The organism is Sphingopyxis sp. EG6, from assembly GCF_003609815.1.
Classification (GTDB): domain Bacteria; phylum Pseudomonadota; class Alphaproteobacteria; order Sphingomonadales; family Sphingomonadaceae; genus Sphingopyxis.
Map to the genome: position 1 here is coordinate 655815 of NZ_AP017603.1, position 14940 is coordinate 670754.

14 protein-coding genes are annotated in these 14940 nt (G+C 64.4%); all 14 read left to right on the plus strand.

The genetic code is table 11. The features are described 5' to 3' along the window. The first annotated feature begins 194 nt into the window (after positions 1-194). Positions 195-521: a DUF1476 domain-containing protein gene (locus SPYCW_RS03190; RefSeq protein WP_120215562.1), complete on the plus strand. Its 327-nt coding sequence runs from the start codon at positions 195-197 to the stop codon at positions 519-521. A 4-nt stretch (positions 522-525) separates the two neighbouring features. After that, on the plus strand, positions 526-759 hold the full coding sequence (locus tag SPYCW_RS03195; protein ID WP_120215563.1) for a BolA/IbaG family iron-sulfur metabolism protein: 234 nt from the start codon (positions 526-528) through the stop codon (positions 757-759). 44 nt (positions 760-803) lie between these two features. Next, on the plus strand, positions 804-1133 hold the full coding sequence (gene grxD, locus SPYCW_RS03200; protein WP_120215564.1) for a Grx4 family monothiol glutaredoxin: 330 nt from the start codon (positions 804-806) through the stop codon (positions 1131-1133). Positions 1134-1761: 628 nt separating this feature from the next. Further along, entirely contained in the window at positions 1762-2130 is a 369-nt protein-coding gene (locus SPYCW_RS03205; protein ID WP_120218072.1) for a BlaI/MecI/CopY family transcriptional regulator, read from the plus strand. After that, positions 2127-3800: a M56 family metallopeptidase gene (locus SPYCW_RS03210; protein WP_120215565.1), complete on the plus strand. Its 1674-nt coding sequence runs from the start codon at positions 2127-2129 to the stop codon at positions 3798-3800. Before SPYCW_RS03205 ends, SPYCW_RS03210 begins: the two co-directional genes overlap by 4 nt. 312 nt (positions 3801-4112) lie before the next feature. Continuing rightward, positions 4113-5030 (plus strand): MBL fold metallo-hydrolase, encoded by a 918-nt coding sequence (locus SPYCW_RS03215; protein WP_120215566.1) that lies wholly within the window; start codon positions 4113-4115, stop codon positions 5028-5030. A gap of 1 nt (position 5031) precedes the next feature. After that, entirely contained in the window at positions 5032-5832 is an 801-nt protein-coding gene (locus SPYCW_RS03220; protein ID WP_120215567.1) for a hypothetical protein, read from the plus strand. Next, the gene (locus tag SPYCW_RS03225; RefSeq protein ID WP_120215568.1) at positions 5829-6476 is read left to right on the plus strand and encodes a DUF4230 domain-containing protein; all 648 of its coding nucleotides are present in this window, start codon (positions 5829-5831) and stop codon (positions 6474-6476) included. Before SPYCW_RS03220 ends, SPYCW_RS03225 begins: the two co-directional genes overlap by 4 nt. Before the next feature lie 66 nt (positions 6477-6542). Further along, complete coding sequence (locus tag SPYCW_RS03230; RefSeq protein ID WP_120215569.1) at positions 6543-7256, plus strand: adenylate cyclase; 714 nt, start codon at positions 6543-6545, stop codon at positions 7254-7256. A 70-nt stretch (positions 7257-7326) separates the two neighbouring features. Continuing rightward, positions 7327-8316: a quinolinate synthase NadA gene (gene nadA / locus SPYCW_RS03235; protein WP_120215570.1), complete on the plus strand. Its 990-nt coding sequence runs from the start codon at positions 7327-7329 to the stop codon at positions 8314-8316. Between the two features lie 947 nt (positions 8317-9263). Continuing rightward, positions 9264-9527, plus strand: a complete 264-nt coding sequence (locus tag SPYCW_RS03240) for a GlsB/YeaQ/YmgE family stress response membrane protein (protein ID WP_120215571.1) — start codon at positions 9264-9266, stop codon at positions 9525-9527. Positions 9528-9648: 121 nt separating this feature from the next. Then, positions 9649-9918, plus strand: coding sequence for a GlsB/YeaQ/YmgE family stress response membrane protein (locus SPYCW_RS03245; protein ID WP_120215572.1), 270 nt, complete (start codon positions 9649-9651; stop codon positions 9916-9918). 293 nt (positions 9919-10211) lie between these two features. Beyond that, positions 10212-11420: an efflux RND transporter periplasmic adaptor subunit gene (locus tag SPYCW_RS03250; protein WP_120215573.1), complete on the plus strand. Its 1209-nt coding sequence runs from the start codon at positions 10212-10214 to the stop codon at positions 11418-11420. Positions 11421-11457: 37 nt separating this feature from the next. Beyond that, entirely contained in the window at positions 11458-14874 is a 3417-nt protein-coding gene (locus tag SPYCW_RS03255) for an efflux RND transporter permease subunit (RefSeq protein ID WP_120215574.1), read from the plus strand. The last annotated feature ends 66 nt before the right edge of the window (positions 14875-14940 follow it).

Here is a 14940-nt window from a genome sequence, read left to right on the forward strand (position 1 = left end):
CCTAAGGTCAGAGGCGCCATGCCGACGCGATCGTGGCTAGGCGCAGTCTTCATGGCTGCGGTGCGACCCATTCCCCGGGACGGACCCTAAACCCTTCGCCCGAAAAAGGGAAGTGATCAGCGGCACAGGCCGCTTGCGCCCATGGGACGCGCAACCTATCTGCAGGGCGACTGTTTCAAACCCATGAGGACATTATGAGCGGATTCGACGATCGTGAACGCGCCTTCGAGACCCAATTTGCCCGCGATCAGGAGCTGCAGTTCCGCATCACGGCGCGGCGCAACCGGCTGGTCGGCGAATGGGCCGCCGAACGCATGGGGCTGACTCCAGAGGAAACCGACGCCTATGCCAAGGCGGTCGTGCAGGCCGATTTCGAGGAAGCGGGCGACGAGGATGTGATCCGCAAGCTGGCGGGCGACCTGACCGCCGCCAAGGTCGAGATCAGCGACGCCGAAATCCGCGCGGTGCTGAACGAAAAGACCGTCGAGGCACGGCGCCAGTTCATCGACGCGCAGGGCTGACCCGATGGGTATGCGCGCCGACGATTTGCGGGCGATGATCGCCGCCGCCTTTCCCGAAGCGGAGGTCGAAATCACCGACCTCGCGGGCGATAACGATCATTATGCCGCCCATGTCGTCAGCGAATCCTTTCGCGGCATGACCCGCGTCGCGCAGCACAAGGCGGTCTATGCCGCGCTCGGCGGACGCATGGGCGGCGATCTTCATGCCTTGCAATTGACGACCGCCGTCCCCTCATAAGGGATAGCTTAAAAATTTGGCGCGCTGCGCCGCCGGAGACGATTATGACCGAACCCACGCATGACCGCATCGCCAAGCTGGTCGCCGACAATCCCGTGCTGTTGTTCATGAAGGGCACGCCGCTGTTCCCGCAATGCGGCTTTTCGTCGCGTGCGATCGCGATGCTCGATCGGCTGGGGATCGAATATGAAACCGTTGATGTGCTGCAGGACATGGAAATCCGCCAGGGCATCAAGGAATTTTCCGACTGGCCGACGATCCCCCAGCTCTATGTGAAGGGCGAATTTGTGGGCGGCAGCGACATCATGATGGAAATGTGGGAAGCCGGCGAGCTGCACACGCTGATGGCAGGAATTCCGGCGCGGGCGGAATAACGCACCTCGAACAAATAGAAGCCCGCCGGAACGTGCGTTTCGGTGGGCTTTTGTTTGGCCGCTTTGGGGTGAAGAGCGAACTTACCTAAACCGTCGCCCCCGCGAAGGCGGGGGCCGCTACCGGCCTTTTCCTGCGTCGCTGCGTAAGCCGACGGCGGCCCCCCGCCTTCGCGGGGGCGACGGCGAATTCCGCGCGTTTCCAGCCGTCAACCCGCGCTGAGAACCGAAAAGCGTCCTGGAGGCACTAAAGCTTCCGGGGGGCGGGGCCTTTCGGCCGCTCCGCCCCCCGTCTGCATCGGGGGCAAGTGGGGATTTCCCGGTGGGGGCAGGGGGCATCAGGGACCAGACCGATGCCCCCCACCGCTCCATTGAGCGGAACACTCGGGAACATCTGAAACTATTCAATTGCCGTGCCAATTTGGCGCGGTAACGGATTTGGGCGGGAGACGGTGGTTAGCGATTTCTTACCGCCCTCACGGCTTGTCAAAAATCCCGACACACCGGCTGCCGCCCAGTCGCGCCGGGGTGACGGATGCTGGGTCGTTCAGCTTCGTTCATCGACCATTCAGCCCTTTGACTACAATTGTAGTCGCGTTGCAGTTCAGCGATGCCAATGGGAGGGGTTCTGATGGCAGAAAGAGCAAGCGAGTCGGAGATGCAGGTGCTGTCGGCCCTGTGGGACGACGCCCCGCAAACCGCGGCCGATCTGACCGCCCGGGTGGGCAAGGCCAATGGCTGGACGCAGGCGACGGTCAAGACGTTGCTGGCACGGCTGGTTCAAAAGGGCGCGGTGACCGCCGAGGCCGATGGCCGACGCTACCTCTATAGCCCCGCGATCGAGCGCGCCGATGCCGTGGGCGAGGAATCGCAGCGCTTCGTCGACCGCCTGTTCGGTGGCCGCGTCAGCCCGCTGATCGCGCATCTTGCCGATCGCGAAGCCTTGTCGGACACCGACATCGCCGAAATCGAAGCCTTGCTGCGGAAGCTTAAGTCATGAGCGCCGCGACCTGGATGCAGGTGTGGAGCGACACGATGCTCACCACCGCGCTGCTCGTCCTGGCCGTGCTGATGATCCGCAAGCCCTTTGCACGCCACTTCGGGCCGCGGCTGGCGTATAGCCTGTGGCTGATCCCGGCGCTGCGGCTGGTCTTGCCGCCGCTACCCTTCGCCGATCCGGTTCCCGCGCCCGAAAGCGTCGACGTCATGCTGGTTGCGGTCGATACGGCGATGACCGCACCGGTCGCCCCGAGCTGGTCGGTCACCGATGCCATGCCCTATGTCTTTGTCGCGTGGGCTATCGGCATGGCCGCGGTGCTGACGATGGCCCTCTTGTCACATCGCCGGTTTCGCGTCGCCGTGCTCGCCGAAGCGGTCGAGCTGGAGCCGATCGGGACGATCCGGCTGGTGATGACCGACGCGGTCGACGGCCCCGTCGCTTTTGGTCTGTGGCGGCGTATCGTCGCGGTGCCGCAGGATTTCTTTGCCCGCTACGCCGCCGACGAGCGTGCGCTCGCGGTTGACCATGAACTCGCGCACCATCGCCATGGCGATTTGTGGGCGAATGCCGCGGCGCTCGTGCTGCTGGCGTCGCAATGGTTCAATCCGTTCGCCTGGCGCGCGATCCGCGCCTTCCGTTTCGATCAGGAAGCAGCGTGCGATGCGCGCGTACTGACGATGGCCGACGCGGACATGCGCGGCGATCGCACCGCCCGCTATGCCACCGCGATCGCCAAGGCGGCGGTGGGGTCGCGGCTGTCGCTGGCGGCGCCGATGGCGGTTCACGATAATTTGCAGGAGAGGCTGACGATGTTGATGCGAAGGGATATTTCGAAACAGCGCGGGCTGGCTGGCCGGTTGCTGATCGGCGGCGCGGCACTGGCGGTGCTGGCGACGACCGCGACGCTGGTCCCCGCGGGGGTCGAGACGGCGACGGCGCAGACGGTCGATGTCGCCGAACCGCCCGCACCGCCGCTGCCGCCCGAGGCTCCGCTACCGCTCGAAGCGCCCGACGCCCCCGATGCCCCGGGCGTCATGGTCTTCACCGACACCAGCAAGGACGTCACCACCGATAAGGATGGCAAGAAGCGCGAAGTGCATCGCATCGTCATCCGCCGCGACGGCCAGGGTGACGGCAAGGCGCCGACGGTGATGTTCGCCCCCGCCGATGGCAAGGACAAGCTGCGCCATATCGATGTACGGATGCCGGGCAGCCTGTCGCGCGACGACGTGCTGGCGACGCTGAAAGAACAAGGCATCACCGGCAAACAGGCCGATGCGATCGCCGACAAGCTGGAGGCCAAGCGCAAGGAGCGGATCCGCACCGTGCTCGCCCCGATGCCGCCGATGCCGCCGATCCCTGCGATGCCGCATGGCGGCTGGTCGTCGGTGCATGGCCAGACGATGGTGCTGGGCAAATGCGGCGACAGCAAAAAGGCCGCGCCGATCGTCAACCGCGACGAGACCGATGGCAGCAAGCGCACCCGCGTCCATATGTTCGCGTGCAATGATAGCGCCGAGGGCAAGGCCGCGCGATTGTCGGCGCTCAAGAAAGCACGCGAATCCTTTGCCGACGGCGAGCGTGCCCGCGGCCTGTCCGACGACATGCGCGCCAAGGTCGCTGCCGATCTGGAAAAGGCGATCGCCGAGATCGAGAAATCGGGCAACTAAGCCCGACCAGCTTCGGCGCCAGCCTTTGCTCCCCGGTGGGGCTGGCGGCAGGGGCGGGGAAAGGGAGCGGGCAACCGCTCCCTTTTTCGTGGGCGGGATTTGAGTCGTTCCCCTCCCTTCTAGGGCGGGGTTAGGGGTGGGTGTGAGCGCTAGCGAGCCGAGGTAGAGCGCCGCTTTCGGCGGCCACCCACCCCCGACCCCTCCCTAAAAGGGAGGGCAGAAGAAACTTCCGCGCCGGTGGTTTCCGCCATTATCGCCAAATGATCGCCGCCACCCCTTTCGTTCCGCCGCCCGCAGTGCCACATGACACCCATGAGCGAAGAAAAGCCCTGGCCCGACAGCATCCGCGCCGGCGATTGCGAGCAGCATGAGCCGCTGGTGCGCCGCGTGCTGGCGCCCAACCCGTCGCCCTACACCTTTACCGGCACCCAGACGTGGATCGTCGGCGCGGGCAGCGATGTCGCGGTGATCGATCCCGGCCCGACCGGATCAGGGATGAGCATCGGCGATCCCGCCGACATCAACGGCGTCGGTCATGTCGATGCGATCCTGCGCGCCGTGGACGGGCAGCGCGTCGCCGCGATCCTGTGCACCCACACCCACCGCGATCACAGCCCCGCCGCCGCGCCGCTAAAAGCCGCGACCGGCGCCCCCATCATTGGCTGCGCGCCGCTGGCCCTGTCCGACAACGGCCCGCGCGCCGATTCCGCCTTCGATCCCGATTATGCCCCCGACCGCGTGCTCACCGATGGCGAGCGAATTTCCGGCGACGGCTGGACGATCGAGGCGGTCGCGACCCCCGGGCATACGTCGAACCACCTGTGTTTTGCACTGGTTGAAAGCGGCGCGTTGTTCACCGGCGATCATGTCATGGCGTGGTCGACCAGCGTCGTCAGCCCGCCTGACGGCGACATGGCGGCCTATATGGCCAGCCTGTCGAAGCTCTATGACCGCGAGGATCGCGTCTATTACCCGGCGCATGGCCCCGCGGTGACCAAGCCGCGGCAGCTCGTCCGCGGCATGCTCGGGCATCGCAAGCAGCGCGAGCGCCAGATATTGCGCGAGCTGGAAAAGGGAACCCGGGGCATCCCGGCCATGGTCGCGCATATGTACAAGGGGCTAGACCCGCGGCTGACCGGCGCCGCCGGACGATCGGTGCTGGCGCATCTGTACGATCTGCGCGCGCGCGGGGTGGTGCGCGAACGCGATGACGAATGGGAACTGGCCTGACATGCTTTTGACGATGCTGCTTGCCGCGGCGCAGCCGATGACCGACCCCGCACCCGACCCCAGCGTGGGACTGGTCGATCTGGTCGCTGACGCCAGCGGCACCCATTGCCTGCCCGACGGCCGGATATGTTTTGCGCTGCCGGATGCGACGGATGCGGACACACTGCCCGCCAATCTGGTCGTCTCGTTTCCAGGGTCGGGCGATGATGAAAAGACCGTCCTGCCGCTGCCCGCGCTAGCCGGTGAGCCGCAGGCGCTGCGCCTGTGGTCGCACGCGGTGTGGGTGCGCGGCGGCGACGAAGCGGGCAGTGGTGAGGGGCTGGAAATGCTGGTCGGCGTCATCGGCGAACAACATGCGATGTATTCGGGCGGTGGCGGGTCGGGCAGCCGGCTCCACCTGCTGCGTTTCGGTATGGCGCCGCATGCGATCGGGCTCGGCGGCGAGGTTCTCGATGTCGCATGGGACAGTTCGCTGATGATCCGCGCCTGCTTTTCCGAACAGGACGCCAAGGATCGGCTCGATGCATGCCACGACGAATATGAATATAAGGCGGTACTGAAGCCCGGACCCGACGACGGCGGCGAACTGCCGAGCCTGACCTATCGCAGCTTTGCGACCGCCTATCCGCAGACGTCGCGGCGGAGCGAGGACAATAGCGGGCAAAAACTGAAACCCAGCGATCTGGCCGAGTGGAAGGACCCCGAGTGCAGTTACGAACGCGTGCTGCGGTTCAACAATGCGACGGGCCGTTATGAAATGGATCGCCCCGCACCCGATTGTTCGGTCTATACGGAGCCATGACCACGACTCCATCCGCACCGCCGCCGCGCTTGACCGGGCGCTTGATCCTGCTCGTCGCCGCGGCCATGCTGCTGCTCGCCGTCTGGTGGGCGGTGTCGGCTTGGCGCGATTGGGAAAAGGGCTATGATCCCGAAACGGTCGTCGCCGCGAGCCTGCAAGGCTTGCAGGAACAAAATGTGCTGGTGCCGTTCACCGCGCGCTATGTCGCAGTCGTGACATCAACGCAAAGCCGCATGGGGCTCAGCGCCAAAAAGACGCTGATCATGCCCGGCACGGTGCGCTACGAAGTCGATCTGGGCAAGCTGAAGCAATCGGATCTCGATTGGGATGCGGCGAACAATGCGCTGACCGTGACGCTGCCGCCGCTGCGCCTCGCCCGTCCCGAAATCGACATCGACGCGATCAGCGAGTTTCGCGACGGGACGATCCTTTTGACGCTGACCGATGCCGAGGCGTCGCTCGACGCCGCCAATCGCAAGGCGGCGCAGGATGAGCTGATCAAGCAGGCAAAGGGGCCGACCCCGATGCGGCTGGCTGAGGGCGCGGCGCGGGCCGCGATCGAGCAGAGCTTCGCGATGCCGCTGAAGGCTGCGGGGATCGAGGCCAAGGTCACCGCGCGCTTTGCCGATACCCCTGCCGGATAGGCGGCTTTCGCGCGTCATCGCCGTGCGTTAATCTGCCCAAAGATTTGGCCGACTGGGGGGTATGGCATGGCAACGACAGCAGCGGGCACGGCGCGGCCCGAACGTTTCTGGCAACATATGGCGATCGGCCTCGCGGCGTTCATCATCATTGGCTTTGCGCAGTTCGCGCTGCGCGGGTTTGTCGATCCGGTCGCGGCGCCCTTCTGGGTTCATGCGCACGGCGTGCTGATGCTCGCCTGGCTCGCGCTCCTGGTTGTCCAGCCGACCCTGGTCGCGCGGCAGAATCTGGCACTCCACCGGCGGCTCGGGTGGGCCGGTGCGGCGCTGGCGATTGCGATCACCGCGCTGGGGGTCTTTACCGGGATGGCGTCGCTGGTGCTCGGGCGCTTCCCACCCTTTTTCTCGCCGCCCTATTTTCTTGCCCTGACGGCCATCGAATCGCTGGTGTTCGGTTTGATGGTGTGGGCGGCGGTGCGAAGGCGGAACCGGACCGACTGGCATCGCCGGCTGATGATCGGGGCGACGATCGTCATCCTCGAGCCCGCGCTGGGCCGGTTGTTGCCGATGCCCCTGATGATCGGCTGGTCCGACATCCCGATCGGCCTGTTCCAGCTCGGCGTCGTCGGCATCATCGCGCTGTACGACCGCCGCACGCTCGGCACCGTCCATCCCGCAACTAAAGCGATTGCGGCAATTGTCATCGCGGTGCGCGTCGCCATCTATCTGCTGGCGTTGACGCCCCCCGTCATCGCGCTGGCGGAGCGGCTGGTTGGCGGCTGACGCCGCGTTGCCCTGTCCGGGGTCGCGGTGTAGGGGGGAAGCCAAGGCAAAAGCCAGATAAGGAAAAGCGATGACTGCTCCCATCCGCGAGAATCTCTCGGGTATCGACCTGCGCGCTGAAATCGAGCGGCTGCGCAAAGAACGCAATGCCGTGATTTTGGCACATTATTACCAGAAACCTGAGATTCAGGACCTTGCCGATTTCGTCGGCGATTCGCTGGAGCTGTCGCGCAAGGCGGCGGACACCGACGCCGACGTCATCGCCTTTTGCGGCGTGAAGTTCATGGCCGAAACCGCCAAGATACTGAGTCCCGAAAAGATCGTGATCCTGCCCGACATGGACGCCGGATGCAGCCTGGAGGACAGCTGCCCGCCCGAACAGTTCAAACGCTTCCGCGAGAAGCACCCCGACCATATCGCCCTGACCTACATCAACTGTTCGGCGGCGGTGAAGGCATTGAGCGACATCATCGTCACCTCGTCGAGCGCCGAGACGATCATCAGCCAGATTCCCGAAAGCCAGCCGATCATCTTTGGCCCCGACCGCCACCTCGGCGGCTATCTCAACCGCAAGTTCGGGCGCGAGATGCTGCTGTGGCCGGGCGTGTGCATTGTGCATGAAGCGTTCAGCGAAACCGAGCTGCTGAAATTGAAAGCGCAGCACCCCGGCGCCCCGGTCGCCGCGCATCCCGAATGCCCGCCGCACATCGTCGATCATGCCGACTATGTCGGGTCGACCAGCGGCATCCTGCAATTCGCCAAGAGCTTTCCCGGCGACACGCTGATCGTCGCGACCGAGCCGCACATCATCCACCAGATGGAGCTCGCGCTGCCCGAGAAGAATTTCATCGGCGCGCCGGGCGCCGACGGCAACTGCAACTGCAACATCTGCCCCTATATGGCGCTCAACACGATGGAGAAACTCTACCTCGCGCTGCGCGACCTGAAACCGCAGATCGAGATGGAGGAAGGCCTCCGCCTCGCCGCGCGCAAGAGTCTCGACCGGATGCTGGAGATGGCGTCGGGGACGGTGGGCAAGGGCGATCTGGGCCGGGCGTGATTGACGTAGCGAGTCGGATTTTCGACTCGCCGATAGTGAGTCGCGCGGCGGATTCCTTCTCGACAAGTCGCAAAACCACATCCGAAAATGCTGCACCCTTGTTACAAAAATGCTGCACCGAATCCGCTTGTTGCTAATGCCGGACTTATCCACAGCGGGCGATGCGCATAGGGGGTATTTACGCGTTTTTCTGTTGGCGCCCTGAACGCTTCATGTCAGCTTCAAATCATCGGATGACGGAGACGAAAGGCCGCCGGGACATCAAGGGTAGTTGCAAGACTAGCCAGAAGAGAACGGACCGGACTTGCGAGGAAATCGACCGATAGCTTGGTCACGGAACGTAGCGATTCCCACGAGTTGATGCGAACCCGACCAGGTACAGGAAATGCAGTCCATCGCTTGGACAGCGATCGCTTCGGCGGACGCAGGAAGAGATGATGAAGGGCTTTCCAGGTGCGGCCGGCCCCCGAAAGGGGGCCGACCAAACCGTCGCCGGATTGTTCCGGCGTGCGCCGCAACGCATCGTTTTGCGGGCTGCTGATCGCAAGAGAAGCGGACCGGGATGAAGGCGGGGTAGCGAGACGCGGAGCAGGACCGGATAGTGGGGGTTGGCAGTGATGTCGGCCCCCATTTCGTTTGTGCGCAGCGCGCGGCGCGTGCGCCGTCTTTGCCGTTCTCAGGCACGCCATCATATTTATTTTTGTCCGTGTGACCTTCGTCACATCGTCGTCAAACGCGGCTGCTTAGAGCCGTCGTTGCGACCCGGAGCAGTTCTTGATCTGGAACTGATCCCACTTTCCCGGCTGCGTCCTTCGGGACCGGCCGGGAACCTTTCGCTTCCTTTCCGCATTGTGTCGGCATCGTTGAAACGATGTCTGGGCGCGACCGGACGTTCATAAATGGGCCGGGTATCTGCGTTTGCCCGGCGGTTCAGGAAGGGAAAAATCATGGGCTTGATCATCACTTTGATCGTCGGCGGAATCATCGGCTGGCTGGCGAGCATCGTCATGCGCACCGACGCGCAGCAGGGCATCATCCTGAACGTCGTCGTCGGCGTCGTCGGGGCGTTCCTCGGCAATTTCCTCGGCAGCTTTTTCGGCATGGGCGCCAGCCTCGATACCTTCAGCCCGGTCGGGCTGCTGTGGGCGTTTATCGGCGCCGTCGTTTTGCTCGGCATCATCAATCTGGTCCGACGCGGCAGCGTTCGTTAACCGGGGTCGCGGCGGCGCACCTAGCGCCGCCGCTATTCCGCTAGGCGCTTTCAAATAACTGGGTTAACAATGCCATGCCTGCCAAGGCGGGCGACACCAATGATCGTAGGGGGTCAATATCATGGATTTCATTATCGCAATCATCATGGGCGGTGTTATCGGCTGGCTGGCCAGCATTGTGATGCGCACCGATGCGCAGCAGGGTATCTTCCTCAACATCATCGTCGGCTGCGTCGGCTCGATCCTCGGGCGGTTCCTGTTCGGCCAGTTCCTGGGTGGCGGGCACCTGCGCGGCAATGCGTTTGACCCGATGACGCTACTGACCGCATTTATCGGCGCCGTCGTGCTGCTCGCCGTCGTCAATCTGGTGCGCCGCGGCCGCGTTCGCTGAATCGATCATAGACCGGCATCGGTCGTTCGCGACCGACCGGATCAAAGGGTGGCCCGCCGTCAGGCGCGCCGCCCTTTTTCATGTCTGCAACCACTGGAAATCGCAACAATATCGGCTTATGGACCGCGCCCCGGCGCGCGGGCAGGGGGACGCGTTTTGGCCTCTTGCAAGCGGTGATTTAATTAGGTAATACACCTCGTGCGGGATTTCGGTCCTGTCGTGCGGGCCTGAGGGGGCGAAGCGCAGTCGCGCTTGCCGCATCGGATGCCGCCACAGGCAGGGAGGAATATGGCGTGAACTACGAGCGGAAAGTGGATGTGATGGACAGCCTCGCGGGTTCGACCCAGAGCTATTATGACGAGGCGGAAAGCCGCCGCAAGCGGACGCGACTGATCATCGCAGTGGTGCTGATCGCACTCGCGCTGGCCGCCGCATGGTACGCATTCAGCTCCAGCAAGGAAGGCGCCGCGGGCGCTGGCGGTGCAGCAGGCGGCGAGGGCGCCGCGGCGGTGCCGAGCATCACCGTGATGATCCCCGGCCGCCAGTCGGTCGAGGCGACGATTTCGACCAACGGGACGATCGCGGCGCGCCGCGAAATGCCCGTCGGGGTTGCCGGTGAGGGCGGTCAGGTCGTGCGCGTGCTGGTCGAACCCGGCCAGTGGGTCGGCGCTGGCCAGCCGCTCGCAATCGTCGATCGTGCGGTGCAAGCGCAGCAGGCCGCCGCGCTCGCCGCATCGATCCGCGTTGCGCAGGCCGATGCCGATCTGGCGCAGGCCGAACTGACGCGCGCCGACGCACTGGTGTCGCGTGGGTTCATTTCCAAGGCTGATATGGATCGCAAGCGCGCAACCCGCGACGCCGCCAACGCGCGCGTCCGCGTCGCGCAGGCGCAATATGCCGAGGCGCAGGCGCGCAACGGCCGCTTGAACATCGTCGCCCCGGCGGCGGGTCTGGTGCTGACGCGCCAGGTCGAAACGGGTCAGATCGTGAGTTCGGGCAGCGGTGTGCTGTTCCGTATGGCACGCGGCGGCGAGATGGAATTGATGGCGCAGATGGCCGAAGCCGATCTGGCGCGCGTCCGCGTGGGTACCCGCGCGACGATCAGCCCGGTCGGCACCAACCTGCAGATCGCGGGTCAGGTGTGGCAGGTGTCGCCGGTGATCGACCCCGACACCCGGCAGGGCATGGTGCGCATCGCGGTGCCGTACAGCAGTGCGCTGCGCCCCGGCGGCTTTGCCGATGCGCGGCTGGTGTCGGGGACCGAAGAAGCGCCGTTGCTGCCTGAAAGCGCGGTCCAGAGCGGTCCGGAAGGCAATTATGTGCTGGTGGTGGACGGCAAGGACACGATCCAGCGTAAGCCGGTGAAGGTTGGTACCGTGACCGACGGCGGCGTGTCGATCGCATCGGGCCTCAACGGCAACGAACGTGTCGTCGTGCTGGCCGGTGCGTTCCTGAACGTCGGCGACAAGGTGAAGCCGGTGGTCCAGAAATCGTCGCAGTAATCTTCCCCGATCGCGTACGCACAAGGGCGTTTGAATCATGAGCTTTCGCAACATTTCCGCCTGGTGCATCCGCAATCCGGTGCCGCCGATCGTGATGTTCGTGCTGTTGATGCTGGCGGGGATCGTCAGTTTCAACCGGATGGACGTCAACGACAATCCCGATATCGAATTCCCCGCGGTGCAAGTCATCGTGTCGCAGCCGGGGGCGGCGCCGTCGGAGCTGGAAACGCAGGTGACCCAGCGCGTCGAAGCGGCGGTACGCGGGGTCAGCGGGGTCGACGAAATGTCGTCCTATGTCGGCGAAGGCAACAGCCGCACGATGGTGCAGTTCGCGATCGGCACGCCGATCGACCGCGCGTATAACGACGTCAACCAGGCGATTTCGCAGATCCGTAGCGACCTGCCCGACGGCATCTTGGAACCGCAGGTCGTGCGCGTCGACATCGCGGGCGGTCCGATCACCTATTTCGCGGTTGAGGCGTCCGACATGACGCTGGAGCAATTGTCCTGGTACGTCGATAATACCGTCGCCAAGGAATTGCTGTCGATCCCGGGCATGAGCCAGGTCCGCCGTTCGGGCGGCGTCGATCGCGAAATCCGCGTGATCCTCGATCCCGCGCGGATGCAAAGCTATGGCCTGACCGCCAGTCAGGTGAACCAGCAGCTGCGCCAGACCAACGTCAATGCGGCGGGCGGGCGTACCGAAATCGCCGGCAGCGAACAGGCCGTGCGCGTGCTGGGCAATGCCGCCAATGCCTTTGAACTTGGCGAGACGCGGCTGTCGATCGGCAATGGCCGTACCGTGCGCCTGTCCGACGTCGCCAAGGTTACCGACGGCTATGCCGAACAGCGCAATCTCGCGAAGATCAAGGGTCGCCAGGTGCTCAGCTTTGCGATCGAAAAGGCCAAGGGCGCGTCGGACGTCACCGTGCATGACGAAACGATGAAAAAGCTGGCGGCGATCAAGGAAGCCAACCCGAAGGTCGATTTCAAGATCCTGTTCACGCGCACCGAATATACCAAGGAACAATATCGCAGCTCGATGCTGGCGATGATCGAAGGCGCGGTGCTTGCCGTCGTCGTCGTGTTCCTGTTCCTGCGCGACTGGCGCGCGACGCTGATCAGTGCGCTCGCGATCCCGCTGTCGGCGATCCCGACCTTCTGGTTCATGGACATGATGGGCTTTTCGCTGAACAGCCTGTCGCTGCTCGCGCTGAGCCTGGTGGCGGGGGTGCTGGTCGACGACGCGATCGTCGAGATCGAGAATATCGTCCGGCATATGCGCATGGGCAAGACCGCCTATCAGGCGTCGATCGACGCCGCCGACGAAATCGGCCTCGCGGTCGTCGCGACGACGATGTCGATCGTCGCGGTGTTCCTGCCCGTGGCGTTGATGCCCGGGATTTCGGGCCAGTTCTTCATCCAGTTCGGGATGACCGTGGTGTTCGCGGTGCTCGTCAGCCTCGCGGTCGCGCGCATGATCACCCCGATGATCGCCGCCTATTTCCTGTCGGCGCAGGGGGAACAGGAACATGCGGCGGGGCCGTGGGTCGACCGCTACGAAAAGGTCCTGGCGTGGACGTTGGACAGTACGAAGCAGCAGACAGTGCGTGCGCGTTACGACGGTACCCGGACCAGCGTTGCCTATCTGGCTGTACCGCTCATCCTTGCGGGTCTGTACATGCTCTATGCGATCTACGCCTATTTCCAGCCGGTTCCGGCGGGACAGGATGGTCCCAACCCCGCGCTCTACTTCCTGTTGCAAACGCCCTTCACGGCGATCGGCATCTTCCTGCTGACCAGCCTGGTCGCGATCATCGGCGGCGCACTGGTCTACGCGGTGGGCATGCGCGGCTGGGGCTTTACCCACTGGGCAAAGTTCATGGTGCAACGCGCCTATGCGCGCCTGCACGATCATCGCGTCTGGATCGTCGGCATCGGGCTGCTCGCTTTTCTGTCGAGCATCGGGCTGTTCGCGGTGCTGCCGCAGCAGTTCCAGCCGACGACGAACAGCGATTACAGCCAGGTTCGTTACGAACTGCCGCCGGGTTCGACGCTGGCGCAAAGCGAAAATATCGTGCGGCAGATTGGTGCCATCCTCGACAACAGCCCGGTCGTCCAGACGGCTTTCTATGACGTCGAGGTCGGTGGCGGCAATGCGTTCATCACGCTCAAGAAAGAGCGCCCGATGACCAGCGTCGAATGGGAGCGCAGCCTGCAACCCAAGCTGGCGGCCATCCCCGACGCGCGCGTTTCGTTCCAGAGCCAGTCGGGCGGTTTTTCGGGTCGCGACATGACGATGGTCATCGGCGGTGACGATCCGGTCGCGCTGGAAAAGCATGCGCGCACGATCGTGGCCCAGATGGGCGGGCTCAAGGAACTGCGCGCACCGCGTATCGAGGGCGACATTCCGCGCCCCGAAATCATCGTCAATCCGCGGATGGACCTGGCGGCCGAGCTGGGGGTCACGACCGCGGCGCTCAGCCAGACGATCCGCATCGCGACCCTTGGCGACATCGATCAGAATGCGGCGAAATTCTCGCTGTCCGATCGCCAGATACCGATCCGCGTACTGCTGTCCGAAGATTCGCGCCGCAGCCTCGCAACGATCGAGAACCTGCCGGTACCGACCTCGCGCGGCGGTACCGTGCCGCTGAAATCGGTTGCCGAGATCGGGTTCGGCGCCGGGCCGACCGAACTGCGCCGTTATAACCAGACGCGGCGTATCGTGATCGGCGCCGATCTGGCGCCGGGGCTGGTCACTGGCGACGCGCAGAAAAAGATCGACGCGCTGCCTGCGGTCAAGGAAATGCCGCAGGGCATCCGCAAGGTGGTGCAGGGCGATGCGAAATGGCAGGCCGAACTGATCACCAATTTCATGATCGCGGTGGTGTCGGGATTGCTGCTCGTCTTCGCGACGCTGGTGCTGCTCTATCGCCGCTTCCTGTCGCCGCTGGTCAATATGTCGTCGCTGCTGCTAGCGCCGCTCGGCGGCCTGCTGGGCCTCGCGATCACCGGCATGGAAATCTCGATGCCGGTCTATATCGGGCTGCTCATGCTGCTCGGCATCGTCGCCAAAAACTCGATCCTGCTCGTCGATTTCGCGATCGAGGAAATGGATCATGGCGTCGGCAAGATGGAGGCGCTGCTCGATGCCGGGCGCAAGCGCGCGCAGCCGATCGTCATGACCACGGTCGCGATGGTGGCGGGCATGGTGCCCACGGCGATCTCGCTGTCGGGCGACGGGGCGTGGCGCGCGCCGATGGGCGTCGTCGTGATCGGCGGGCTGATCTTGTCGACGCTGCTGACGCTGCTGATCGTCCCGGCGGGCTTCAGTCTGGCCGACAGCATGGAAAAGCGCCTCGGCCGCTTCTTCTCGCGCAATCTGCTCACCTATCGAAAGGGTGACGACACGAAACCGCATGGGGAACCGGCGCCGCAGCCTGCCGAATAGCGTGACGCGCGCAAATGTGCGGCCTTGGTTGCAACTTTTGCGTCGCGTCGCCATTTTAAGCGGATG